Source organism: Desertivirga xinjiangensis (genome assembly GCF_024436435.1).
Lineage (GTDB): Bacteria > Bacteroidota > Bacteroidia > Sphingobacteriales > Sphingobacteriaceae > Desertivirga > Desertivirga xinjiangensis.
The window spans coordinates 683091-707083 of the sequence record NZ_JAFMZP010000002.1 but is presented as its reverse complement, the minus strand read 5'-3'; the positions used below and the strand labels follow the sequence as shown (position 1 = coordinate 707083).

The following is a 23993-nucleotide window of genomic DNA, read 5'->3' as shown; positions in this document are numbered from 1 at the left end:
TCAAATTTTATCGTTGTGCCGATGGTGGAATAAGAACTGGTTTAATACAATTATCCAGTTTTGCTGAAAAAATATGATAAGCCTCTGAGATCTCCTCCAATGGGATGCGATGAGTAATTAATCCTTTCGGGTCAAGGCGGCCAGCCTGAACGTGATCTATTAGCCTTGGAAGTAAACGCTTCACCGAAGCCTGATTTGCCCTGATCGTTATTCCTTTATTTACCACATTTCCTATTGGAATAAGATTGCCGGTAGGACCGTATACTCCTACAATAGAAACTATTCCTCCTTTTTTTACAGAATTAATAGCCCAATGAAGTGCTGTGGCAGAACCAGCCTGTAGTAACATCTTCCTTCCGGTTATGGTTTGCAGGGCGCTACCAGCAGCCTCACATCCAACCGCATCTATACAGGCATCAGCTCCTAGCCAATCCGTTATTTTTTTAATAAATAAGACGGGATCCTCAAGTGATTTAAAATTATAGGCTTCACAGTTAGCGTAATTTCTGGCAAACTCAAGTCTGTAATCGAGATGGTCGATCACAATGACCCTTCCTGCCCCAAAAAGCCAGCAGCATTTAGCCGCCATTATTCCAATGGGTCCTGCACCGAAAATTACAACTGTATCCCCTTTTTGAATACCGGCCATTTCGGCCGCCTGATACCCTGTAGGCACCACATCGGTTAAGAGAACAGCATCATCAGGATCCATTCCTTCGGGTATTACTGTCGGGCCAACATCTGCATAGGGTACTCTGACATATTCAGCTTGTCCACCATCGTAACCACCAGCAGTGTGCGAATACCCGAAGATCCCTCCTACAGCTGTAGCCTGCGAATTGGATTCGTGACAATTGCCGTACAAACCTTGCTTACAGAAAGCGCAGGCTCCGCATGCAATATTGAATGGCACCAGGACGTTGTCGCCGACTTTCAGTTTTTGTACAGACTCACCAATTTCTTCCACTACTCCCACAAATTCGTGTCCGAAGGTCATACCCACTCTTGTATCAGGCACTAGTCCGTGATACAAATGCAGGTCAGAACCGCATATACAAGAACGGGTAACGCGAATAATAGCATCGTTGGGGTGTTTGATCTCAGGATAGGGCTTCTGGTCAAGCCTCACCCTAAATGGACCCCTGTAGTTCATAGCTAACATAGATTTTTTTTTAATGTTTGTTAAGTAGATGTTCAGGTTTGAACAATTAGTGTTCCAAAGATTAGTCAACCGGACAATTCAGGATCGACATGAAACCTGGTGGTTAAAAAGTGCAATTTCTTTTACCGACAAAACTTCATTATTTACCGAGATCCGAACTACGCTGACCTATTACTCCTTTCTAACGACTCATCCGGACATTAGTTTTGACCTAAGAAATTACTCAAACACTCAAAATTAAAATGCCATGAAAACATTAAGATCTTTAGGCACTCTGGTATTGATAGTATTTACACTTAGTGCATTTGCATCAGATGAAGCAGCTACTGAGAAGCTAAGCATGAACCATGCGGTAAAAACCTATTTGGATGCCGTAAGTTTAGGTAAACTTAAAGGCCTAGCACAGGTTTTAGATCCCGAGATAAAGTTTACAAGTACCCGCGGCCAGCGAATTATCCGACACGGCAAAATTGAAATGCTGAGCATTTTCAAGCACAACGAAAACATACAACAGAACTGTATTGCTGATTATACAATTATGGAGTCGAATCCGCGCCAAGCTGTGGTTAAAGTAACTATGAAGTATGAGAATTTTTCAAAAGTTGAGTTTCTGAATATAGTGTACACTAGCCGGGGCTGGAAAATAACTGATGTATCATCCACCTTTATTTAAGACAGGTTTTACGAAAATTAATTCCAATATTTGCTATACATATAAAAATATGAGGGATATTACCCATAAGCAAATAACGTTACGTTCGGCAAGAGCAACAGGAATTATATTTTGTTCTCCAGAAACTATCAATAAAATTAAGGATAACCAGCTGCCCAAAGGTAATCTGTTTGATGTAGCCAGGGCAGCTGGTTTTATGGGCGCCAAGCTTACGCCGCAACTGCTTCCTCATTGCCACCCTGTAGCTATCGATGGTATGGACATTTCCTTTGAGTTTCTTGACCCCGCCATTCACTTTGATCAGTTTTCTGAGGCGGTGTTGTCAAAAGCAGGAATTGTGATTTATGGAGAAGCTAAATCCATAGGCCGGACAGGGATTGAGATGGAAATACTCACAGCAGTAAGTGTAGCCGCACTGGAAATATATGATATGCTCAAACCAGTAGATACCGCCCTTGAAATAGGACATATTAAGTTATTGGAAAAAAAGGGGGGAAAAAGCGACCGGAAAAAGTTCTTCGCCACCTCGCCTACTTGTGCTGTGCTGGTTTGCTCAGACTCCTGTGCACAGGGCACACGCGAAGACCGCAGCGGCTTACTGATAAAACGCATGCTTGAAGAAGCAAGAGCTGAGGTAAAGTATTACAGTATCCTGCCTGATGAGAAGCATTTAATCCAGACTCAGATAAAACAGTGGGTAGCTGAAGATATCCAGTTTATTTTCACCACTGGCGGAACAGGCCTCGGACCCAGGGATAACACAGTCAGTGCCGTCAGCGAAATTTTGGAGCGGGATGCAGGTGGAATAACAGAAGCCATGAGAAACTTTGGGCAGATGCGTACTCCTTTAGCTATGATGAGCCGGGGTGTCGCAGGTTCCATTGCACATACACTTATTGTAACGCTGCCTGGCAGTTCGGATGGCGCAAGAGAATCCTTAGAAGCTATTTTACCAGCAGTTTTTCATGCAAGAAAAATGATGAAAGGCGGAGGACATTAATATGAACATTCAGAAAATTTCTTTTGCATGTGTTTTGTTTAGCTGGGTAACATTTGCTTCAGCTCAGAAGATAGAATATAATATTACGACCAATATCCGGTACTATTCTGAAAAACAAAGCAATATGGATAGTTATATCAATGAGCGCTGCATTTTAGACATTTATTATCCAAAAAATCAAAAGGGATTCAGCACCGTTGTCTGGTTCCATGGTGGCGGGTTAACCCAGGGCAGCAAAGAAATCCCAGCGGCTTTTAAAGAAAAAGGACTTTGTATCATCGGCGTCAATTACCGCTTATCGCCAAAAGTAAATGCTCCCGATTATATTAAAGATGCCGCTGCTTCCATAGCGTGGGCATTCAACAATATAGCAACCTATGGAGGCGACCCTTCCAGGATCTTCCTTTCCGGGCATTCGGCAGGAGCTTATCTTGCTACTATGGTCGGACTAGACAAGACGTGGCTAAATGCTTTCAACATTGATGCAAACAAAATCGCAGGAATCATATCCATGAGCGGCCAGGCCATTACTCATTTTACGATACGCAATGAAAAAGGCATCAAAGAATTGCAGCCAACTATAGACCATTATGCCCCCTTGTTTCATGTAAGAGCAGATGCTCCTCCTTTACTCCTCATCACTGGCGACAGGGAGCTTGAAATGCTTGGCCGCTATGAAGAAAATGCATACCTCATGAGAATGATGAAATTAGCTGGCCATAAACAAACTACTCTTCTTGAACTAGATGGATACGGACATGGGATGACAGAACCTGCTTTTCCGTTATTAATAAAAGAAATAAAAAGAATATCAGACTCAAACAAATAAGAAACAGGAGACCTGATTCATAACAATATTTGTCCTATGCATATGCTAAACTTCAGAGATGCTCAAGCCATTATTTCATCAAAAGCGAAGGGGTTTGGAACAGAGCTGATTCCGCTGGGAGATGCCGGCGACCGGGTTCTTGCACAGGACGCCTTTTCCGACAGATCCTACCCCCCATTTAACCGCTCTGCCATGGACGGATATGCATTCTGTTTGGATGACTGGAATGAAGGGATCAGGACATTCAGGATCCAGGAGATCATCTATGCAGGCATGACCCCGCAAAAAACGTTAGCTAAAGGATACTGTTTTAAGATCATGACGGGCGCCCCGGTTCCCTCACCGGCTAACGTTGTTATACGTCGCGAAGATACAGCCGAGGCCGATGGAGAGGTTTCCTTTAAAATCTCCAATTTAAGAGAATTTCAAAATGTGGCCCGGGAGGGTGAAGACCTTGCAAAGGGTGACCTGGCTATCAAAGCAGACAGCATCTGTACTCCGGCTGTCATCAGTACACTCGCTGCCCTTGGGCATGCTGAAGTAAATGTTAAAAAGCTCCCAACAGTTTCATTTTTTACTACGGGAAATGAAGTCAAACCAATTACTTCAGAAATAGGTCCTTCAGAAATCAGAAACAGCAACGAATGGTTAATTAAATCGTTGTTAAAAAAATGGCAGCTTAAACCCTGGTTATATGCACACCTGATTGATAGTCCTCCGGAGCTGGAAGCTACTATAAAAAAATCACTGCATTGTGACATCCTTATCATGTGCGGAGGTGTGTCAGCCGGCGATGCCGATTATGTACCCCAGGTTTTGGAGAAATGCGGGGTGACCAAACTTTTTCATAAAGTTGCAATAAAACCCGGCAAGCCTATATGGTGCGGTCAGATGCCCCGGGGCGGAATGGTATTTGCACTACCCGGCAATCCTTTTTCATGCATGGTTGGTTTTAAACTTTTTATTGAGACCTACCTTGCAAAATCGCTTGGCCTTAAAAGCATGGCCGAAGAACTCCATCTTCCCTTGGGTGATACCAGAGTAAAAAAATCCGATCTTGATGAATTTTTTCCTGTAATTGTCCAGGGTGAACCTTCTAAACTGGTGACCACTGCAATTAACGGCTCGGGAGATATACGATTGGGGCTTTATGCAGACGGATTGGCTCATCATCCAAAAAAAACTCACGAATTATCCCCCGGGACAGTCGTTAGCTTTTTCAAACTATAGATCTATTGGGATCTTCTTTTTAAAAATGCCTGCATTTGTATTTAAAAGCTCTCCATCGTTGATTATATCGGATAAAGATTCAGGATTCAATATTTTAATACTCTTACCGGAAGTACTGATCATCCCTTCGTTACTTAGTTCGTTTATTATCCTAAAAACGGTTTCATAGGTTGCACCTGCATAAGATGCCAAATCCTGTCTGGTTAAGTCGATATCAATGTAGCCTTCCGAAGTAAGCCCAAATTTATCTTTAAGCGAAAATAAGGCCTGTGCAACTCTTCCTTTAACGGGCATATGCGCGAGATTTCGCATTTTCCGCTCGGATTCTTGTAACTCATCAGCAAAAAACATCATGAGCTGATATGTCAGCTCGTGGTTTACCTTTAAGGTAGCCTCAAATAACTCTATAGGAATAAAACAAACCACCCCGTTCTCAAGCGCTGTTCCGGTTACCGGATAATATGAATTTGAGCCGAGCCCCCTGTGCCCAATTATTGCTCCTTTTTTGGCGAAGCGAATAATAAGCTCTTTATCTGATCCCCATTTTTTATGAACCTTCACATTTCCTTCGTAGACAAAATATACGCCCGTTACCCTATCCCCTTCTCTAAATATCACCTCGCCTTTTTTAACATTAAAGTTTTGCCTCTGAGCCCTCAGAGCAGGAAGCCATTCTTTTAGACACAACCTGCATAAAAAACACCCGTCTAAACTACATTCATGTTTTGATTTTTTCATTTTTCCTCTCTACAATTGATCGTTTCCCAATCTACTAGTATAATTCTTTGTTTGTTCACGAACAGATAACGTAAAAGGCGACATGCCAAACACAAAAGACTAAAAAAAAGCTGAAACCACCTACAAAATTTAAAAAACAATCAAAAAACGAGATACATCTCTGATATTTTGAACATTTATACCAATTTTCTCACTACTATTACCCATATACATAAAATAAAACCATCATATTCATGATATGGAAATTAAAAATTCGACAATTTTAAAGCTAAATCACTAATAATATTTAATAAAACACCAAAAAACCACAATTTGTATTAAATAAATCATATTAATTCAATTAAATTGATAATTTTCTTTACTTTTTTACCAAAATACAATAGTTTTATATCAACATTTAATGGCAAAGTCTTAAAAGAATATAGAAAAGAAAAACAAAAGAAAACCCCGAATGGAGGTCGCAGTCCAGACGGGGCAAAGTTTCAAGTGCTTTAACAAACTTAAAAACCTATCAAATGTACAAAAAAGTTATCATTCAACGGTTCTTAACAACTAGTCTGACTGCGGTCGCAGCGCTGTCTGTCACTCCGGCAAAAGCTCAAATAAGTTTGACCGGACAATTAAGGCCTCGTTTAGAAGTCAGAGACGGTTTTGCGAATTTAACGCCTGAGACCGCCTCTCCCGCGTCCTTCGTGTCGCAACGAACGCGACTCAATTTTGGTTATAAATGGGATAAGGTAAATTTTGGAGTCACGTTACAAGATGTTAGAGTATGGGGACAGGACGCTTCAACAATCAGCCCTGCCGACGGTAACAAACTAATGCTTCATGAAGGCTGGGCAGAACTGATTTTAGCCGATAAGACGGATTCTACTCAAAAGTTTAAGATCCTTGATTTTCTTTCATTTAAGGTTGGTCGTCAGGAGCTAATTTACGACGACGCCCGCCTGATCGGCAATCTCGACTGGCTCCAGCAAGGACGTCGATTCGATATGGCCCTGATTAAAGCTTTACATCATGGATGGCAAGTAGATATGGGATATGCCTACAACCAAAATACTGAGAACTCTAGCGGCACCGCCTATACCCCTGGAAACGTTCCGGCGACCGTGAAAACAGATCGTGGTATTTTAGTATCTACCCCCTCCGGAATAATTCCTTTAACTTCTGCAAATGGAAACAGCTCCGCTACAGGCAACCCTTCTTATGCTAACCCGGCAAATACTAATGCCGGAAACCAGAATTACAAAAGTTTCGTCAGCTTGTATGCAAGTAAAAAGATCAATCAGACCAAACTGTCTTTCCTTGCATTCAAAGATAACTTTTCAAAGTACAGGCCAGTATCGGTAGTCACCGATGCAGATAATGACGGGATTACTGATGGAACTATATATGGCAGAGTATACGACGTAAAAGGCACCAATGACCGCTACACGTTCGGCGGCATGCTTAGTTCTGCCATAAAAAATGTCACTATCCAGGGAGCTTATTATCATCAACTAGGAGAAGATCGCGACGGAAAAAAATTGAATGCATTTCATGCTTCAGTTTTAGCCAGTTATACTAAAGGAAAGTTTAGTTTTGGCCCTGGATTCGATGTTCTTTCCGGCAATAAGACCACCACATTGGCATCCGACTCCAAACGATTCGACCCTTTGTACGGAACACCCCATAAGTTCTGGGGATATATGGATTACTTCTACGCACCCACAGGTTCGCCAGCTTCCGGCTTGAAGGACTATTACTTTAAAACAAAGTATACTACTACAAAATATTATGTATCGGCGGATTTGCATCGCTTTGATTCCAATCATTCTCTGGCTGCTTCCACTAAAAAGCACCTGGCACACGAACTAGATCTGGTTTTAAATTATTCGCTGAATAGATTTACTAACATTGAACTGGGATATTCAGCGATGATGGCTACAAGCGCCCTTTCCCAGGCCAAAGGGCAGGATATTTCTATCGACTATGATAGGTCGCCCTCATTTGGATACCTGATGTTGAATATCCGGCCTGATTTTCTTTTTAAAACCCGCGGATAATCTTAGGCTATGGAATTCACTACAAAACTACCCGGGGCTAAAAGGTCTGTATTTATTAAAGACATTAACCTGGAGATTAAAAAGGGCGAAATCATTGCGATCATGGGACACTCAGGCTCTGGGAAATCCACCTTAATAAACAAGATTGCAGCTTTAGTTAATCCAGGTAACAGCGATTACACCGCAAGCAGCCGCGGCACTACTGGACGGGAATATAACTCGGAGATTGTTCTTCAAAATGACAGGTTTGTCCCATGGCTGTCAGTGTATCAGAATGTTTATGATGCGATTGACAAGGTTATGCCCAACAACCCAGAGTCAGAAAAACAGCAAACAACACGCAACACGCTTACCATGGTAAATCTTGACCCATACAAAGATAAACTTCCCGGACAGCTCCCACCCGACATCAAACAACTGACCGCTGTTGCACGGTCATTTGCCATGAACCCAAAGATCCTGCTGCTTGACGAACCCTTCCTGGCTCTGGATGCAACAACAAAAGGACTAATGCATATGGAACTTCTCAAGCTATGGCATCTCGACAACCGCCAGAAAACTATTATTGTAGTAACAAACGATCTTGAAGAAGCAATAATTCTTTCAGACCGCGTAGTGCTGATGAATCACGCGCCGGCGCCGGCAATAAAGACCATCATAGACGTTGCTCTCCCCAGACCCCGTCACAAAAAAAATATGCTACAAAACCCCTTGTATATAGAAATTAAGGACAGACTCCTAAACTTTTTATTTGACAGGTATTCTTCCTGTAACTAAAAAACACCATCAAAGTATTAAAACACAATATTAAAAACGACAAGACATGACTGCAAAACCTCTAAGCAAACTTAATATATTCAGCACTTCAGGCATTCAAATGCGTACTTTTCACATTACCTGGGTAACTTTCTTTTTTTGTTTTTTTGGTTGGTTCGGAATTGCACCACTGATGCCCCTCGTGCGGGAACAGTTGGGACTTGATAAGGAACAGGTTGGAAATATCATTATTGCTTCAGTGTCGGCTACTATAATAGCCCGCCTGATCATAGGAAAATTATGCGACAGCCTTGGACCACGATTATCGTACACAATTCTTTTACTCATTGGAGCCGTTCCCGTAATGTGTATAGGTTTTAGTAATAGTTATGAATCTTTCCTTTTGTTCCGGTTCATTATCGGCATCATCGGAGCCTCATTTGTAATTACCCAATTCCACACCTCGATGATGTTTGCGCCAAGTATAGTTGGTACAGCAAACGCAGTATCCGGTGGCTGGGGAAACCTTGGCGGAGGTGTTACCAACCTTGTAATGCCTTTAATCGCGTCCGGATTCGTTACGCTGGGATTCACTACAGCAGCTAACTCATGGAGGTATGCGATGATCATTCCGGGCCTGATTCTGGTGATTATGGCCTTTATCTACTATAAATATACTAAAGACACTCCTGCAGGCAATTATAAAGATATCAAACGTGCTGCCACTCAAAAGTCAAAAGGGTCCTTCAAACTGGCACTGAAAGATTACCGCACATGGGCCTTATCTTTCGCCTATGCTGCTTGTTTCGGAATCGAAATTACCGTTGACAATGTAGCTGCGACTTTTTTTGTGGATAACTTCAATGCTTCGCTGATCATGGCCGGAGCACTCGCCGCTTCATTCGGATTGATGAATATCTTCGCCCGTGCCCTGGGCGGATATTTTAGTGATAAAGTGGGAAAAATACATGGATTGAAAGGAAAAGGTCTATTATTGGGTGCTTTCCTTATCCTGGAAGGAGTCGGAATTGCATTGTTTGCGCAGGCCGGCACACTAACGGCTGCCATCATCGCTATGTTGTTCTTCGCGCTATTTCTTAAAATGGCAAACGGTGGGACCTATTCTATTGTGCCTTTTATAAATAAAAAAGCTATCGGTTCTGTAAGCGGAATAGTGGGTGCCGGCGGTAATATTGGAGCGATGCTCGCTGGCTTCCTTTTCAAGGCGAAATCAATCACGTATGCTGATGCTTTTCTTTACCTGGGCATAGCGGTAGCAATTATTGGAATTCTTATAGCCGTTATTCCTTTTGAAACCAGATCGGAAGAAGAAACCTCTGTTGCCGATATTAATCCTGCTGAGCTAAAAACAGCCTGAATTAAATCTTACAGAATTAAAAAAGATTGATAATGGAGCACAAACACAACGCACAGAAATTAACCACAACCTGCTGCTATTGCGGCGTGGGTTGTGGCATTGAGGTCGAGATCGAAAAAAACGGGACAATTTCTGTAAGTGGCGACAAGGACCATCCGGTTAACCGGGGAATGCTTTGCAGCAAAGGCTTAAACCTGGGTTACACAGTAAATGACAAGACAGACCGTCTGTTGTACCCCGAAATGCGTTTCAACAAAAATATGCCTATGCAGCGTGTCTCATGGGATAGCGCTCTGGAACGTACAGCTGCCGTTTTTAAAACCTTTATCGAGAAATACGGCCCCGATTCAGTAGCCTTTTATGCTTCCGGTCAGTGCTTAACTGAGGAATACTATGTGATCAATAAATTAATAAAAGGATTTATCGGCAGTAATAACATAGACACCAATTCCAGACTTTGCATGAGCAGTGCGGTTGTGGGTTACAAAATGGCACTGGGTGAAGACAGCGTCCCGGTTTGCTACGATGATATAGAACTTGCTGATTGCTTTTATGTTACCGGGGCCAACCCTGCCTGGTGCCATCCAATAATCTGGCGCCGGGTGGAAGCACATAAAGCGGCAAATCCCGGCATTAAGATTATTGTGGTAGATCCACGGGTCACAGACAGCGCTTCTATTGCCGATTTACACCTACAGATTAATCCTGGTACAGACATCACCCTAAACCATGCAATCGGTCGTATTTTAATTCAGAACGGCTGTATCGACCTGGAATTTGTGAAAGATCATACCGAAGGTTTTGAAAAATACAGGGAACTGGTGTTTCAAAAAACGATATTTGAAGCTTCTGTAATTTGCGGCCTAAGTGAAGACGACATCCATCTTGCCGCTGAATACATTGGAAATGCAAAAGGATTTTTAAGCATGTGGACAATGGGCTTAAATCAGAGTTCTGTTGGAACCAATAAAAACCTGAGCCTGATCAATCTGAATCTCATCACAGGACATATTGGCAAGCCGGGTTCAGGCCCATTCTCACTAACCGGCCAACCAAATGCGATGGGCGGCCGTGAAGTTGGAGGATTGTCAAACCTTTTGCCTGCGCACCGGAACCTGGCAAATCCCTTACACCGTCAGGAAGTTGAAAAGTTTTGGGGAGGTACATCTATTTCAGAAAAACCGGGCCTGACAGCTACAGAAATGTTCGAAGCCCTCCACGATGGGCGCTTGAAAGCCATCTGGATTCTTTGTACCAACCCGCTTACAAGCCTGCCCAATACCCGTTTCGCAGAACAAGCTTTAAAAAAAGCAAAGTTCGTTGTTGTTCAGGAGGTAAGCAATAAGCCTGAGACTCTTAAATACGCTGATGTTATTCTTCCAGCAGCAGCATGGACCGAAAAAGAGGGCACCATGACTAATTCTGAGAGAAGGATAAGTTATCTAAATAAAATTATTGAGGCTCCGGGGGAAGCTCTCCCCGACGCCGAGATCATTTGCCGCTTTGCGCGTAAAATGGGCTATAAAGGATTTGACTACTCCAGCATGGAGGATATTTACAGGGAACATACCAGGCTTACTGTAAAAACCAACCTTAATATTCATGGGCTAGATTACAGTATAATTAAAAAACACAGGACCATACAATGGCCTTTCAACAAAAAGACAGAATCGGGAACAAAACGGCTTTTTACCGACCGGAAGTTCTATACCACGAGCAAAAAAGCAATAATCCATTCTCCCGACGATACCTTATTGAGTGAATTGCCCGATGCTGACTTTCCCTTCATTCTTACCACAGGGCGGGTCAGAGATCACTGGCATACCATGACGAAAACCGGCAAAGTCAATAAGTTGAAAAAACACATCTCGCAAGCTTATTTGGAGATCCATCCAACGGATGCTGAAAATCTATCAATAAGTGATGGAGATATTGTGTCTGTAAGTTCTCGTCGTGGAGATGTGCGGGTAAAAGCTAAAGTTTCCGGCAGTATAAAAACTGGTATTGTTTTTCTTCCCATGCATTGGGGAAAAATCCTTGGTAACGATTTAAACCGCACAAACAACATTACCAGTACACTGGTTGATCCCATCTCGAAAGAGCCTGATTTCAAATACTGCGCAGTCCGGGTGGAAAAGTATCAGAAGCCCGTGCAACGTATTGTAGTGATCGGTGCAGGCGCCGGCTCTTATGGTTTCGTAAAAAGCTATCGTGAAATCAATCAGGAGGATGAGATAACCATTTTCAGCAAGGAAAACTTTCCCTTTTACAACCGGGTAATGCTTCCTGACTATATCAGTGGCGAGCAGAAATGGGAACAGCTGGTTAAAATGAAAGATTCAGAAGAACCAGAGTATAACATACGTCTGCTCAGAGGAGTAAGTGTCGAAATGGTGAACAGGGAGGAAAAATTTGTTATCGATTCCCGGGGTGTTAAAACCTATTACGATGTTCTGATCATGGCTACAGGCAGCAGGGCGGCAGTTCCGCGTAATGTACCTTCTCTGCCCGGTATTTTTACCATGCGTAGCCGCACTGACGCTGACAATTTTAAAAAGCATGTTTCAAAAGGCGGGCATGTCGTAATTGTGGGCGGAGGTCTATTAGGACTCGAGATGGCTGCGTCTTTACGTGAGATAGGCATCAAGATCACCATTGTCCAAAGGATATCCAGATTTTTGAACCGGCAGTTAGATCCGTTGGGAAGCCAGCTGCTCCATGAAGAAATGGTAGACCAGGGTTGCGACATTTACTATAATGATGAAGTACAGCTATTTTACGGACGGTCCAAGCTTACGGGTGTAGGGCTGGCCAGTGGTCATAAGATAAATTGCGACGCACTGATCCTGGCGATCGGCACCAGCCCAAACCTTGAGCTCGCCCGCGAAAGTGGTTTGGAATGCAAGCGGGGTGTGGTGGTAAATGATCGGCTTCAGACGAGCGACCCATCCGTTTTTGCCATCGGCGAAATTGCCGAATTCGAAGGAACGCTTTATGGGATAACTGCAGCGGCTGAACAACAAGCCGAGGTGGTAGCAAAATTTCTAAACGGCGATATTGCTAGCTTCTACGAGGGCAGTTTGTTTATGAACATTATCAAGATCCAGGGATTTGACCTCTGTAGTATAGGAATTCCGGAAAGTCCGGATGATAAAAACTACGAAGAGATCGTTTTTATCGACAAGGCAAAACGTTACTACAAAAAGTGCATCATACACGAAGACAGGCTGGTTGGAACCATACTTATAGGGGATAAATCAGAATTTCAGGAATTCAGAGAACTTATTGGTAATAAAACGGAATTGAGTGAGAAAAGATTGCAACTCCTGCGAAGTGGCACCAAAGCTGACCCTGTATTGGGAAAACTTGTTTGCAGCTGTAATAATGTAGGTACTGAAAACATAAAGAACAGAATCCAGGCAGGATGTACAGACCTTAAGGAAATTTGCTTATCAACTGGCGCAGGTACGGGCTGTGGCTCATGCCGTCCGGAGGTAAAAAGGATATTAGAAGAAAGTTTAAAAAATGCATTAGTTGAAAGCGCCGCAGTATGACAGAAGAATTGATTGAAACAAAGCACATCATAAAAATTAACCTTCCGGGTGGTATTGTTGCTGCAGGAGATTTGCTTGGAATTTTAAATGCAGCGGAAAAAGCAGGAATTGAAACTGTCAGTTTAGGAAACAGGCAACAACTCTTCCTGCTGGTCAATGATCAGCAGCTGGAAGACCTCGAACATGAATTTTTAATTGCTGACGTTGAATATGAGCTTGATTCGGACCAATGGCCTAATATCATAAGCTCATATGTTTCTGAAGATATTTTTAGCATCTCAAACTGGCTGCGCGAAGGCGTGTACAAGGATATCCTGGATGGCTTCGATTTTAAACCCAGACTTAAAATTAACCTTGCTGATAATAATCAGACTTTCATCCCTTTTTTTACGGGAAACCTGAACTTCATAGCTTCGGCGATCAGCAATTTCTGGCATTTGCACATCCGGTTCCCTAGAACAAACACTTTTTATGCCTGGCCCAGTTTGATCTACACAGAAGACATTGCATCCCTCAGCAAGCTGATTGAAGAATATATTTTTGCCAGCAAAGATCTGTTTTACGACAGAGAACAAGTAGATGGAGCTGTATTATTCAAAAAGATATCAGCCCTTAAACGTTTTATTAACCAAACGCCTGGCGAGGCCCTCACCCTTCCCGACTTCCAGCTTCCTTATTATGAGGGATTCAATAGATACGGCGGCAAATATTGGTTGGGTATATACAATAGGAATGAACAATACACTGTTAAATTTTTAAAAGACATCTCCTCTATTTGTCTGCAAACACGTGTAGGTCAAATTTACACCACTCCCTGGAAATCGCTGATCATAAAGGACATAAAACCTGAAGATAGAAAATCCTGGAACTGGATCCTGGCAAAAAACCGGATTAATGTGAGACATGCGTCAAACGAGTTAAACTGGCAGCTTGAAGATCTTTGCGAATACGGCTTAAAATTAAAGCAGCACCTCGTCCGCCAGTTCGACCTCGTAGACCTGAGAACATTCAAGCTTAGCTTTGCGATCAAAATCAACCCAAAAACTGGATTATTTGGCTCTGTGATAATTAAAAAGCTGGAAAAATCAGAGAATGATCAGCAGGATAAATTTGACATTTTGTATACCAGAGACTTCAATCCAAACTCTAAAGATTTTGTTATGTATGAGCAAGGTGTAACTTACGATGGACTGTCGGCATCATTAATAGCCTTGTGCGACTTCTTTTATAATTTACAGACCGACGGTGATTTGTTCACAGCTCCCGAACCTGTCGAAGCAGTTAAGGAAGAGCAAATTACATACGTCCATCAATGCAAAAATTGTTTTACTGTTTATGACTCTTTTTATGGCGATGCTACTAATAACATTTCTCCAGCTACAACTTTCGATCTTTTGCCGGAAACCTATTGCTGCCCTACCTGCGATTCTGCGAAGTCAGATTTTATAGTAGTTGACAAGAACACGCTGGTAACTTTAAGCACCTAAATTAAACCCACTAATTTTATTTAATTTTGCAGAAGAATGGATTATACCCTGCTTCTTACGCTTTCACTTTTTGTAATTGGTTTTTTATACGCGTCGGTTGGCCATGGAGGTGCAAGCGGATATCTTGCAGTACTTTCTATTTTTTCCGTTCCCATTGCGTCATATAAACCTCTAATACTGGTACTGAATATTTTGGTAGCGGGAATGGGATTTATTCAATTTAGCAGGGCTGGGTTCCTTAAATGGAAGCTCTGCTGGCCATTTTTAATAACGTCTATTCCGATGGCCTTCCTAGGTTCAAAAATGCCCTTGCATGGACAATTATACAATCTGCTGCTTGGTTTGGCATTAATGATCCCTGTTATTCGGTTATTAGGATTTAGCCCGGTTGAGAAAATGGCGAGGAAAGAGCTTACACTTCCTCTTGCGTTGTTGCTTGGGATGATCATTGGCTTTTTATCTGGAATGTTAAATATTGGCGGAGGAATTTTTTTGAGTCCCATACTTATTCTTCTGGCATGGGGAAATGCAAAGGAAGCCGCTGCTGCTTCAGCCATTTTTATTGTATTAAACTCGGCTTCAGGCTTACTAGGACATCCTGGGGATATTAGCATTAATGCAGAATCACTAACTTGGTTTTCTGCAGCCTTATGTGGAGGTCTCGCAGGCGCCTATTGGGGAAGCCAGCGCTTTCAGTTAGTCACCGTACGGTATGTGCTAACTGCAGTACTTGCCGTTGCATCGGTAAAGCTTATATTTTTTATGTGATCGTAAGATGATGGAAGGATTGATAGATGAGTTTGGGAGAAGATTCAAAACTTTGCGGGTAAGTTTGATAAATACCTGCAATTTAGGATGCGTATACTGCACTTGCGGCACAGAAGATCTCAAAGATAACTTAACCATATCTAAGGCACAGGGTATTTCTGCCGGTGACTTATCAGCCATTATAAAAAAGCTGCACAGGGTTCTAAAGTTAGATACCGTTCGTTTCACGGGTGGAGAACCACTCCTCTATCACCAACTGCCTGAGATAATAAGGTCGACAAGGCTTCTCGGCATCGACAACTTAAAACTTACCACTAATGGCTTATTACTGGAAAATCAGGCTGCGGCCCTGGCCGAAGCCGGGCTTCGCTCCATTAACATCTCACTCGATGCCATAGATGAAGAGGTATTTTACAGTGTTAGCCGGAGGCATGGCATAAACCGAATCTTAAAAGGTATTGATACTGCAATAGATGAGGGACTAGAAGTTAAGTTGAACGCTGTGATTATGCGGGGCCTTAACGAAAACCAGATTATTCCATTACTTAAGTTCGCCTTTGAAAGGAACATCAGAATTCGCTTTCTTGAGATAATGGCAATGGGGCACTTGTTTGGCAAGGCGGATGAACACTTCTTTTCACAAGATGAGATCCTTTCTGAAATTAGCAAAGGTTATGATTTCGAGCGCCTGGAACGCAAGCCCTGTTCGACAGCCAATTACTGGAAAACTACCAGTGGTTACACATTTGGTATCGTAGCCAATGAAACCGAACCATTTTGCGGAGATTGTGATCGTTTGCGACTCGATTCGCTCGGAAACATTTACGGCTGCCTGAGTAGTAATTCCCCGGTTTCCGTAAACCACATCCATGATGATGCAGCGTTGATTGATTGTTTACAGGCTGCCATGTCACAAAAACAAAGCTTGAAGTTTACCGGGAGCAATTTGAGTATGTTAAGTATTGGAGGCTAATTAAAAATAAACATATGAAGGTGGAAGTTTTTGCACTACTGAAAGAGTATTTCGACAAACAGTTTTTCGTACCGGATCTGGTAGAGGATATCAATTCATTGAAAGATTATCTTGGCCAACAAAACCCTGAAGCTACCCGGATCCTAAGTTCATGCCGTTTTGCTGTGAACGACGAATTTATTGACACCTCCTATAAATTTAAACAGAATGACAGCATCAGCATCATCCCTCCCAGCAGCGGAGGCTAATACATATATATCTGCACTTCCGTTAGACATAGTTGGTCTGCTGTCCTCTGCTCATCATCCGCAGGCAGGAGCACTTGTTGTCTTTAGCGGAGAAGTAAGAGACAATAACCTGGGCATGGCTGTAGCTTACCTTGAGTACGAAGCCAAAGAAAGTCTGGCTGCTAAAATGATCCATGAAATACTGGATAAAGCCAGGGAAAAGTGGAAACTGAACATTGCTGTGGCACAGCACAGGATTGGCAAAGTTTCCGTGGCCGAATCAGCAGTGGTGGTTATTACTGCAAGCCCGCATCGGCGGGAGGCATACGAAGCGAACCGCTACATAATCGACCGTATAAAACATGAAGTTCCGATATGGAAGTGTGAGTACTTCAAAGATGGTTCAAAGAAATGGGGTGGAAATTGCAATTGCGAGGATTTTACCGGCGACCCTAACAAACATGTTTATGAGACTGGTTCCTATTAAAATTAAACTTACATGAAACCTCTGATCACTATAGAATATTGCCCGAAGTGCGGATGGCTGCTCCGTTCCGCTTATTTTGCACAGGAACTCCTGACTACATTTACTGAGGAACTGAGAGGTGTGTCCTTACACCCCGCTGAATTGGGTGGTACTTTTAAAATATGGCTTGACGGTACTCTGATCTTTGATCGAAAAGCTGCAGGTAAGTTTCCCGAAATCAAAGAATTGAAACAACACATCAGGGATCTCGTCAATCCGGACAAGAATTTGGGTCATTCTGATAAGGCTGATCTATGAAGGAACTTCTTGGCGTAATTTTATGCGGAGGCCGGAGCACCCGGATGGGAAGCGATAAAGGCTTGTTGATGATTCAAAACAGGCCCTGGGCTAAGGTTATTGCCGCTAAGCTGCAATCTATAAACCTGCCTGTGGTGGTATCGGTCAATCACGGGCAATTCGACAAATACCAAGAGGCTCTCCCGGAATTCACGTTGATACAAGATAAATTGCCAGTCCAGGGTCCGCTGAATGGCCTGCTCAGCGTTCACGACGCCTACCCGCAAAAAGACCTACTGTTAATGGCTTGCGATCTTATCGACATGGAGCAGCAAACCCTCTCCTTCCTGATCCAAACATATAACGAACAGACCAACTTCGATTTCTACGTTTATGAACTGGCTGACTTCCCCCAGCCTTTTTGTGCAATTTACACTGCTCAGGCCCTGGCGGAGACTTACAAAGCCCTACAAGAAAATAAGATTATAAAGTATAGCCTGCGAAACCGCTTTGAAGCCGGTAATACCAAATACATCCCAACTGCCAACAGCAGCGCTTTTAGCAACCACAACAGCTTATAAGTTGCGGCCTAATGCAGCAGTGTGTAGAATAATTCCACAAAGAAATAAGCGCACAAAAATCAAAACACACTAATTATCAATGTATTAACAATTTATATTTTCATGGCACTATGTTGATACTATAGGTGGCGTACTAAAAACTAAAACTATGAAAAGGACAGCATTAGCAATTATAGTAGCTCTGGCATTTGCAGGCATCAATTCAACAACTGCATCTATTTCGTCAAACTATTCAGGAATAAGCTTGCAGGATACGACCAAAAAAGACACAGCTCAAACCCCTACAGACACCTTAAAAACTAAAAAGCCAAAGCAATAGCCTAAAAAGCCATAGGCAAACAATTTTCAATACAATATTTTACAGTTAATTACAGTTAATCCTTTACAATAGCCGAAGAATCCTTCGGCTTTTGTATTTTTGATTAATTAAACCCGTTGCTATGGCTAAGCTTCTGCTTGTTGAAGATGATATAACTTTTTCAGAATTATTACAAGGATTTCTTACTAAAAAAGGGCATGACGTAGAAACTGCATCAAAGGTGAAGTTGGCCGTCAAAGCCTTGGAACAAAAAGAATACGATCTGTTTCTCCTCGATTATCGCTTGCCTGATGGAACTGGACTCGACGTAATAGCTGCCGCCAAATCCAAAGGAATAGTTGCTCCCTCTATTATAATGACTAGCTTCAATGATGTGAGGACCGCCGTGAGAGCAATGCGGTTCGGTGCGCTGGACTACATAACAAAACCTGTAAATCCAGATGAGCTTTTAATGGCTGTGAACGAAGCCCTGGAGAAAAAAGTTGAAAAGACTAACAACCAATTTCCTGTAAATTTAAACTTTATTGAAGGACGAAGTGATGCTTCGATTCAGTTACATGATTATATAAAACTGGTAGCACCTACAGACATGTCTGTTATAATCCAGGGTGAAAGCGGTACCGGAAAGGAATATGCTGCCAAATCTATACACCGCTTCAGTAAACGGGCACAGATGCCCTTTGTATCTATTGACTGCGGAGCTTTGTCCAAACATCTCGCAGGAAGTGAATTATTTGGCCACGTTAAAGGCTCTTTCACCGGGGCTGTTCTTGATAAAAAAGGCCGGTTCGAGGCAGCAAATGGTGGCACACTCTTTCTTGATGAGGTTGGGAACCTCGATTATGAGGTTCAGGTGCAGCTCCTGCGCGTGCTACAGGAAAGAGTGATACAGCCTATTGGAAGTAACAAACAGGTAAGTGTTGATGTGCGGATCATTACTGCCACTAACGATGACCTCTATAATAGTGTGAGTAAAGGTGACTTCAGGGAAGACTTATACCACCGGCTCAATGAATTTAAAATTGAGGTACCCGCCCTGCGCGAACGCGATGATGACATCGATATTTTTATAGACCATTTTATTCGTCAATCGAACAAAGAATTGGACCGGAACGTGCAAGGTGTATCCCTTGAAGTTAAAGATCTCCTTTTAAAATATGACTGGCCAGGCAATTTGCGTGAATTGCGCAACGTGATCAAACGGATGGTTCTTCTAACACCGGGACAAATTGCTCAGAAAACCGCTTTACCTTCCGAAATGTTCATTGCCGTAAAGCATGGTGCGAAACCGTCAACATCCGACATCAAAGCTGTTAACGAAGCTAATGAGAAGGAACTGATCGCCCAAACATTAGTAAAAGTAAAATACAATAAATCGCAGGCTGCAAAGCTGCTTAATATTGACCGGAAAACTCTTTACTATAAGATGGAGAAATACCAGATAGACGGCTGATCTCCATTTCAATTTTTCCCATAACACTTTCAACTTCTGCAGCAATTGCTTTCAGATCATCTTTTGTTACCGAAGAGGGGGCCTCGTGCTCCTCTTTATATGCTAATATCTCAAGCTCCCTCATTAACGCCGCGAGTCTGGCTGCACCCAATTGAGCACTTCGCCCTGCTAGCTTGTGTAGTAAGAAAGGCACCTCAGACTCGTCACCCTGCAGATCACTTAGCTGCCTTACATCCTCTCTGCTATCCTCTACATATTGATTAAGCAACCGGATCATTTTTTCTGTGTCTCCAAAGGTCATTTGCTCCAGAGAACTCAGATCAAAATCTTTCTCCAGCTGAATCTCCGGAAGCTGTTCGGTTGGAACAGTATCCAGCAACAGAGCCAGAACATCCGCTTCCCTGAAGGGTTTCATTAATATTCCATTAAACCCTGCCTCTAGGATCACCTGCCTCTCCTCGGGTAGGGCCTGAGCAGTCAGAGCATATATACGCAGTGATGAACTTTTCTTTCTTAGTTCAGTACAAAGTTCAATACCACTCATTTCAGGCATGCGTATATCGGCCATAACCACAGATTTGTCCGGATCTTTCAGATTATTCAACAGCTCCAAAGGCGAAGTAAAGCAGTGATAACGGATATGGTGTTTCTCAAATATGGAGCATACCAGTTGAAGGATCAACTGATCATCATCGACCAGATATACGTCTAATTCGTTAGCCGGAAAATTGCTAACCACCTCATAAGAAGACTTTAAAACAGCAGTCGGCTTAGCAAAGCCAAGTCGTACTTCGAATGTAGTACCTCTTCCCAACTCTGACTCAACGGTTACCGATCCGCCTTGCAGTTCCACCAATTCTTTAACTATGCTCAAGCCCAGGCCTGTTCCCTTCGTCGCGGCCACCGCCGAAGTATTTACTTGTTCGAACTGGTTAAAAATGTTAGCAAAACTATCTTTAGGAATGCCGTGTCCTGTATCTGCCACCTGGAAAACAAAATGATAACGGTGCTCTGTTTCAGTTGCACGCACACATAAAGTGACAGATCCCTCATCTGTAAATTTAATAGCATTGCTGATCAGGTTTAGGAGGATCTGCTTCAACCTAAACGAGTCCGCTATAACCTGATCCGCTTGTGTATGATCTTCCAATATTAAAGCCAGTGCTTTTTTGGATGCTTGAGGCTGTACGAGTGCAATAATTTCCTGTAGCAGGCTTTTTAGGCTAAAAGTTCCGAAATTAAGGCTGAATTTACCTGATGCAAGCCTCGAATAATCTAAAATTTCATTTACGATCTGCAGGAGATGCTCTGATGAGTAATGGATGGCGTTGATAGCTTCATTGCTTTGTGTATGGCCTTGCCGTAACTGCTCCGAATACCCGATTATAGATTGCAACGGAGTCCGGATCTCGTGACTCATATTGGCCAGGAAACGCTGCCTTACTGCACTATGATGCTCCGCCTCATCCTTTGCCAGTTCCAGCTGGTTTCTATAGCGTGCACTACGTGAAATATCTGTCAGGATAAGGTACAACAGAATCGCAGTGGCCAAAACAAACAGCAAAATAATGTTAATAATATTTCTGGCCCCTTCTTCGACAACCCCTTTTGTTTTGCTGTTATTTCTCTCCACCTGCGCCAGAGCATCCTTCTCTACCTCCTGCAGGATATTCAACATCTGGTTAATAAGAATATTCCCTGCATTGGTCAGGGCAGCCTCACGGTCGATAAAACTGGTACTTTTTAGGCGCTGAGTGCTGACAATGGTTCGGCGGGCCTTATCGATCTCCCTCTTTAAGCTATCCGGATTCACCTGAGCTGCCGACGAAATGGTATCGATCTTCACATCTACGGTTTCACTTGCCAATTGTTCGTGAGGCAACTGGTCTACTTCTGTCGTCTCCGGTGCAACATCCCGCTTTTTACCGAAAAGTCTGCCCAAAAATCCCCTGGATGCCTTTTTATCGTCTTCGTATCCAGGCGGGTTGATGGTAATAGTCGACGTTTTTTCCGTTGTAATTATTTTCTCAACAAGCACCGGGCTTTTAGAATAAATGCTGGTCAGCCTGCCGAGCTGCCTGGAAAGCTCTTTACCACTTACCAGGCCTTCCCTTACCCTCATATAATTTGAGAACAAGCTGTCCCGGTCGCGTAATATCTTTTTCATGGAGGCTATCCGGGCCAATTGGGATGAATCGCCCGTATACATCTTTCCAAGGTTGTCTAATGATTTCCTTAATTCCAGTGATTCATTGCGCAGATTATTAGAATCCCGGTCTTTACCCTGGATGGCCTGCGCACGCTGTAATTGTTCCAACTTATTGATATCACGAAATAACTGATTGACCAGATGTAATTTGTCGACTGGAGTCGATAAACTATCTACATTCCCAAGTATCTGTATGGAGGCCTGCCGGCTGGCTTCCCAGGCAAAAAATAACGCTATACATCCCGAAAGAAAAGCTACAATTACCTTACCCTTTATAAATTGCATAGATTCTTTTTAACCTTCATGAATGTATCTATTAATAACGAATAGATTTAGTTTTTTGTGTTTCCTATATCCGTTCAAAGCATTTGAAGCAAATTTAGTCAATCAGCATTTGGTATGTACCAATACAATCCAGTAGTTTTGATCAGCACACAATCTATGATCATTAAAACTCTTACATCTCTGCTTCTGGTACTTTTATACTTATCCGGCTATCCGCAGTTCAAGGACAGCACGCATCATTTCATCGCTTTTAATGCAAGTGGCAATATTAATAAAACCAATACAACGGATGCATACATCCTTAATAATTCCCTGAAATTCAGTGTCCGGAATAAAAAAGCAGTGCTTAACTTTAATAACAACTGGCTTTATGGTAAACAAAACCGGCAACTTTCCAATAATGACTATACGGCAAGCCTTGATTTCAATCTCTATCAAAAGGAGCCTTCACCTTACTACTGGGGCCTGGCTAATTTTACCACAAGCTATTCCTTAAAGATAGTCAATCAGTTGCAAGCGGGGCTAGGCCTTGCGTATAATGTCGTAAATTCGGAGCGCATACAGTTGAATATCAGCAATGGGATACTATTTGAAACGAGTAAACTCCTGGTCAATGATCACAATGAATACTACCAAACATTCAGGAATTCTCTACGAGTATTTTTTAAATATTCAATAAAGAAAATTATTGTCCTGGACGGTACCGGATTCTTACAGAACTCACTAAATTACAAGGATGATTATATTATAAGTACCAGCTCCGGATTTTCGGTGATACTTAATAAATACCTATCCCTTAATACTTCACTTAAATATAATAAATTAACAAAAACGAGGAGTGAGAACCTGATCCTCACCTACGGGTTTAAAGCAGAAAGGTATTTCTAAAGCGCAAAAAGCGCCGTTGGTCAAACGACGCTTTTTTTATTACTCTTAGTGTCCTGAATGGCCATCAGCACCATGAGCATGACCATGTGCCAATTCATCTTTCGTCGCTTCGCGAACGTTTAAGATCTGCCCCTTGAAATGCAGGTCCTGACCTGCCATAGGGTGATTCAAATCAACAGTAACATTGGTGTCAGACACGTTGGTCACCCGTGCGCGAAACTGATTGCCATGGTTATCCTGTAAAGGTAACACAGCATCAACTTCCGGTAGATCTGCTCCCTGGAACATTTCTATGCCAAGTTCAGCAACAGCATTCGCATCTTTTTCACCATAAGCATCTATGGCAGACAGATGGAAATCATAGCTATCACCTGCAGCTAGTCCGGATAAATTTTCCTCAAATTTTGGCAACATCATGCCTACTCCGTACAGGAACACAAGAGGTTGTTCTTCTGAAGCTTTCTCGACAAAAACTTCCTGACCATCTTCGGTGGTGTACAAATCGTACGTAAGCGCCACTACGCTGTTGGGTTGAATCTTCATAATATAAAAAAATAGGTCGGCTTCCGAACATTATAAAATATCCACAAGCCGCAAATGGTAAATGCATCCGATAAATTTTAACGGGCAACAGCTGGTTCTGTTTTCACAAACAAAAAAAAGCCATTATAGCAC

The 23993-nt window shown here is 42.6% G+C and carries 22 protein-coding genes; 18 read left to right on the top strand and 4 right to left on the bottom strand.

The window, feature by feature from the left end; translation table 11 throughout:
• Positions 1–7: 7 nt before the first annotated feature.
• The gene (locus tag J3P37_RS07800; RefSeq protein ID WP_439648955.1) at positions 8–1054 is read right to left on the bottom strand and encodes a zinc-dependent alcohol dehydrogenase; all 1047 of its coding nucleotides are present in this window, start codon (positions 1052–1054) and stop codon (positions 8–10) included.
• Positions 1055–1409: 355 nt separating this feature from the next.
• Between J3P37_RS07800 and J3P37_RS07795 the strand changes: the two genes are divergently transcribed.
• Genes J3P37_RS07795 through J3P37_RS07780 form a run of 4 tightly spaced genes read left to right on the top strand, consistent with a single transcriptional unit; the run spans position 1410 to position 4894 of the window.
• The gene (locus tag J3P37_RS07795) at positions 1410–1835 is read left to right on the top strand and encodes a nuclear transport factor 2 family protein (RefSeq protein ID WP_256010535.1); all 426 of its coding nucleotides are present in this window, start codon (positions 1410–1412) and stop codon (positions 1833–1835) included.
• Positions 1836–1884: 49 nt separating this feature from the next.
• Positions 1885–2835: a bifunctional molybdenum cofactor biosynthesis protein MoaC/MoaB gene (gene moaCB / locus J3P37_RS07790; RefSeq protein ID WP_256010534.1), complete on the top strand. Its 951-nt coding sequence runs from the start codon at positions 1885–1887 to the stop codon at positions 2833–2835.
• Position 2836: 1 nt separating this feature from the next.
• Positions 2837–3664 carry an alpha/beta hydrolase gene (locus tag J3P37_RS07785; RefSeq protein ID WP_256010533.1) on the top strand — a complete coding sequence of 276 codons (828 nt, stop codon included), beginning with the start codon at positions 2837–2839 and terminating at the stop codon, positions 3662–3664.
• 36 nt (positions 3665–3700) lie between these two features.
• The gene (locus J3P37_RS07780; RefSeq protein WP_256010532.1) at positions 3701–4894 is read left to right on the top strand and encodes a molybdopterin molybdotransferase MoeA; all 1194 of its coding nucleotides are present in this window, start codon (positions 3701–3703) and stop codon (positions 4892–4894) included.
• On the opposite strand, the gene J3P37_RS07775 is transcribed toward J3P37_RS07780, so the two are convergent.
• Complete coding sequence (locus tag J3P37_RS07775; RefSeq protein ID WP_256010531.1) at positions 4889–5632, bottom strand: Crp/Fnr family transcriptional regulator; 744 nt, start codon at positions 5630–5632, stop codon at positions 4889–4891. The two genes, J3P37_RS07780 and J3P37_RS07775, sit on opposite strands and share 6 nt — an antisense overlap.
• A gap of 515 nt (positions 5633–6147) precedes the next feature.
• Here J3P37_RS07775 and J3P37_RS07770 point away from each other — a divergent pair.
• The 13 genes from J3P37_RS07770 (at position 6148) to J3P37_RS07710 (ending at position 19936) form a co-directional block, all read left to right on the top strand.
• Complete coding sequence (locus J3P37_RS07770) at positions 6148–7677, top strand: alginate export family protein (RefSeq protein WP_256010530.1); 1530 nt, start codon at positions 6148–6150, stop codon at positions 7675–7677.
• Positions 7678–7686: 9 nt separating this feature from the next.
• A complete protein-coding gene (locus tag J3P37_RS07765) occupies positions 7687–8454 on the top strand; it encodes an ATP-binding cassette domain-containing protein (protein WP_256010529.1) in 768 nt (255 codons plus the stop codon).
• Between the two features lie 46 nt (positions 8455–8500).
• Positions 8501–9811, top strand: a complete 1311-nt coding sequence (locus J3P37_RS07760) for an MFS transporter (RefSeq protein ID WP_256010528.1) — start codon at positions 8501–8503, stop codon at positions 9809–9811.
• Between the two features lie 32 nt (positions 9812–9843).
• On the top strand, positions 9844–13365 hold the full coding sequence (locus tag J3P37_RS07755) for a nitrate reductase (protein WP_256010527.1): 3522 nt from the start codon (positions 9844–9846) through the stop codon (positions 13363–13365).
• Entirely contained in the window at positions 13362–14852 is a 1491-nt protein-coding gene (locus J3P37_RS07750) for a rubredoxin domain-containing protein (protein WP_256010526.1), read from the top strand. The genes J3P37_RS07755 and J3P37_RS07750 overlap by 4 nt, the downstream gene beginning before the upstream one ends.
• A 36-nt stretch (positions 14853–14888) precedes the next feature.
• The gene (locus J3P37_RS07745; RefSeq protein ID WP_256010525.1) at positions 14889–15620 is read left to right on the top strand and encodes a sulfite exporter TauE/SafE family protein; all 732 of its coding nucleotides are present in this window, start codon (positions 14889–14891) and stop codon (positions 15618–15620) included.
• A gap of 7 nt (positions 15621–15627) precedes the next feature.
• A complete protein-coding gene (locus J3P37_RS07740; protein WP_256010524.1) occupies positions 15628–16593 on the top strand; it encodes a GTP 3',8-cyclase MoaA in 966 nt (321 codons plus the stop codon).
• Positions 16594–16607: 14 nt separating this feature from the next.
• Positions 16608–16841, top strand: coding sequence for a MoaD/ThiS family protein (locus tag J3P37_RS07735; RefSeq protein WP_256010523.1), 234 nt, complete (start codon positions 16608–16610; stop codon positions 16839–16841).
• Entirely contained in the window at positions 16801–17307 is a 507-nt protein-coding gene (locus tag J3P37_RS07730; protein ID WP_256010522.1) for a molybdenum cofactor biosynthesis protein MoaE, read from the top strand. The genes J3P37_RS07735 and J3P37_RS07730 overlap by 41 nt, the downstream gene beginning before the upstream one ends.
• Before the next feature lie 12 nt (positions 17308–17319).
• Positions 17320–17604, top strand: coding sequence for an Rdx family protein (locus J3P37_RS07725; protein WP_256010521.1), 285 nt, complete (start codon positions 17320–17322; stop codon positions 17602–17604).
• Positions 17601–18164, top strand: coding sequence for a molybdenum cofactor guanylyltransferase (locus J3P37_RS07720; protein ID WP_256010520.1), 564 nt, complete (start codon positions 17601–17603; stop codon positions 18162–18164). The genes J3P37_RS07725 and J3P37_RS07720 overlap by 4 nt, the downstream gene beginning before the upstream one ends.
• 148 nt (positions 18165–18312) lie before the next feature.
• Positions 18313–18483: a hypothetical protein gene (locus J3P37_RS07715; RefSeq protein ID WP_256010519.1), complete on the top strand. Its 171-nt coding sequence runs from the start codon at positions 18313–18315 to the stop codon at positions 18481–18483.
• A 121-nt stretch (positions 18484–18604) separates the two neighbouring features.
• Positions 18605–19936, top strand: a complete 1332-nt coding sequence (locus tag J3P37_RS07710; RefSeq protein WP_256010518.1) for a sigma-54-dependent transcriptional regulator — start codon at positions 18605–18607, stop codon at positions 19934–19936.
• Here the strand turns inward: J3P37_RS07710 and J3P37_RS07705 are convergent.
• Entirely contained in the window at positions 19878–22430 is a 2553-nt protein-coding gene (locus J3P37_RS07705) for a hybrid sensor histidine kinase/response regulator (RefSeq protein WP_256010517.1), read from the bottom strand. The genes J3P37_RS07710 and J3P37_RS07705 overlap by 59 nt on opposite strands.
• 114 nt (positions 22431–22544) lie before the next feature.
• Between J3P37_RS07705 and J3P37_RS07700 the strand changes: the two genes are divergently transcribed.
• On the top strand, positions 22545–23318 hold the full coding sequence (locus tag J3P37_RS07700; RefSeq protein WP_256010516.1) for a DUF481 domain-containing protein: 774 nt from the start codon (positions 22545–22547) through the stop codon (positions 23316–23318).
• A gap of 45 nt (positions 23319–23363) precedes the next feature.
• Here the strand turns inward: J3P37_RS07700 and J3P37_RS07695 are convergent, their stop codons facing one another.
• Entirely contained in the window at positions 23364–23861 is a 498-nt protein-coding gene (locus J3P37_RS07695) for an FKBP-type peptidyl-prolyl cis-trans isomerase (RefSeq protein ID WP_256010515.1), read from the bottom strand.
• Positions 23862–23993: the final 132 nt, after the last annotated feature.

Coding starts and splice junctions, on each gene's coding strand:
- J3P37_RS07775 (WP_256010531.1), bottom strand. CDS start 5,632: ATGAAAAAATCAAAACATGAATGTAGTTTAGACGGGTGTTTTTTATGC.
- J3P37_RS07740 (WP_256010524.1), top strand. CDS start 15,628: ATGATGGAAGGATTGATAGATGAGTTTGGGAGAAGATTCAAAACTTTG.
- J3P37_RS07770 (WP_256010530.1), top strand. CDS start 6,148: ATGTACAAAAAAGTTATCATTCAACGGTTCTTAACAACTAGTCTGACT.
- J3P37_RS07710 (WP_256010518.1), top strand. CDS start 18,605: ATGGCTAAGCTTCTGCTTGTTGAAGATGATATAACTTTTTCAGAATTA.
- J3P37_RS07730 (WP_256010522.1), top strand. CDS start 16,801: ATGACAGCATCAGCATCATCCCTCCCAGCAGCGGAGGCTAATACATAT.
- J3P37_RS07760 (WP_256010528.1), top strand. CDS start 8,501: ATGACTGCAAAACCTCTAAGCAAACTTAATATATTCAGCACTTCAGGC.
- J3P37_RS07725 (WP_256010521.1), top strand. CDS start 17,320: ATGAAACCTCTGATCACTATAGAATATTGCCCGAAGTGCGGATGGCTG.
- J3P37_RS07720 (WP_256010520.1), top strand. CDS start 17,601: ATGAAGGAACTTCTTGGCGTAATTTTATGCGGAGGCCGGAGCACCCGG.
- J3P37_RS07735 (WP_256010523.1), top strand. CDS start 16,608: ATGAAGGTGGAAGTTTTTGCACTACTGAAAGAGTATTTCGACAAACAG.
- J3P37_RS07755 (WP_256010527.1), top strand. CDS start 9,844: ATGGAGCACAAACACAACGCACAGAAATTAACCACAACCTGCTGCTAT.
- J3P37_RS07795 (WP_256010535.1), top strand. CDS start 1,410: ATGAAAACATTAAGATCTTTAGGCACTCTGGTATTGATAGTATTTACA.
- J3P37_RS07705 (WP_256010517.1), bottom strand. CDS start 22,430: ATGCAATTTATAAAGGGTAAGGTAATTGTAGCTTTTCTTTCGGGATGT.
- J3P37_RS07765 (WP_256010529.1), top strand. CDS start 7,687: ATGGAATTCACTACAAAACTACCCGGGGCTAAAAGGTCTGTATTTATT.
- J3P37_RS07695 (WP_256010515.1), bottom strand. CDS start 23,861: ATGAAGATTCAACCCAACAGCGTAGTGGCGCTTACGTACGATTTGTAC.
- J3P37_RS07700 (WP_256010516.1), top strand. CDS start 22,545: ATGTACCAATACAATCCAGTAGTTTTGATCAGCACACAATCTATGATC.
- moaCB (WP_256010534.1), top strand. CDS start 1,885: ATGAGGGATATTACCCATAAGCAAATAACGTTACGTTCGGCAAGAGCA.
- J3P37_RS07780 (WP_256010532.1), top strand. CDS start 3,701: ATGCATATGCTAAACTTCAGAGATGCTCAAGCCATTATTTCATCAAAA.
- J3P37_RS07785 (WP_256010533.1), top strand. CDS start 2,837: ATGAACATTCAGAAAATTTCTTTTGCATGTGTTTTGTTTAGCTGGGTA.
- J3P37_RS07745 (WP_256010525.1), top strand. CDS start 14,889: ATGGATTATACCCTGCTTCTTACGCTTTCACTTTTTGTAATTGGTTTT.
- J3P37_RS07715 (WP_256010519.1), top strand. CDS start 18,313: ATGAAAAGGACAGCATTAGCAATTATAGTAGCTCTGGCATTTGCAGGC.
- J3P37_RS07750 (WP_256010526.1), top strand. CDS start 13,362: ATGACAGAAGAATTGATTGAAACAAAGCACATCATAAAAATTAACCTT.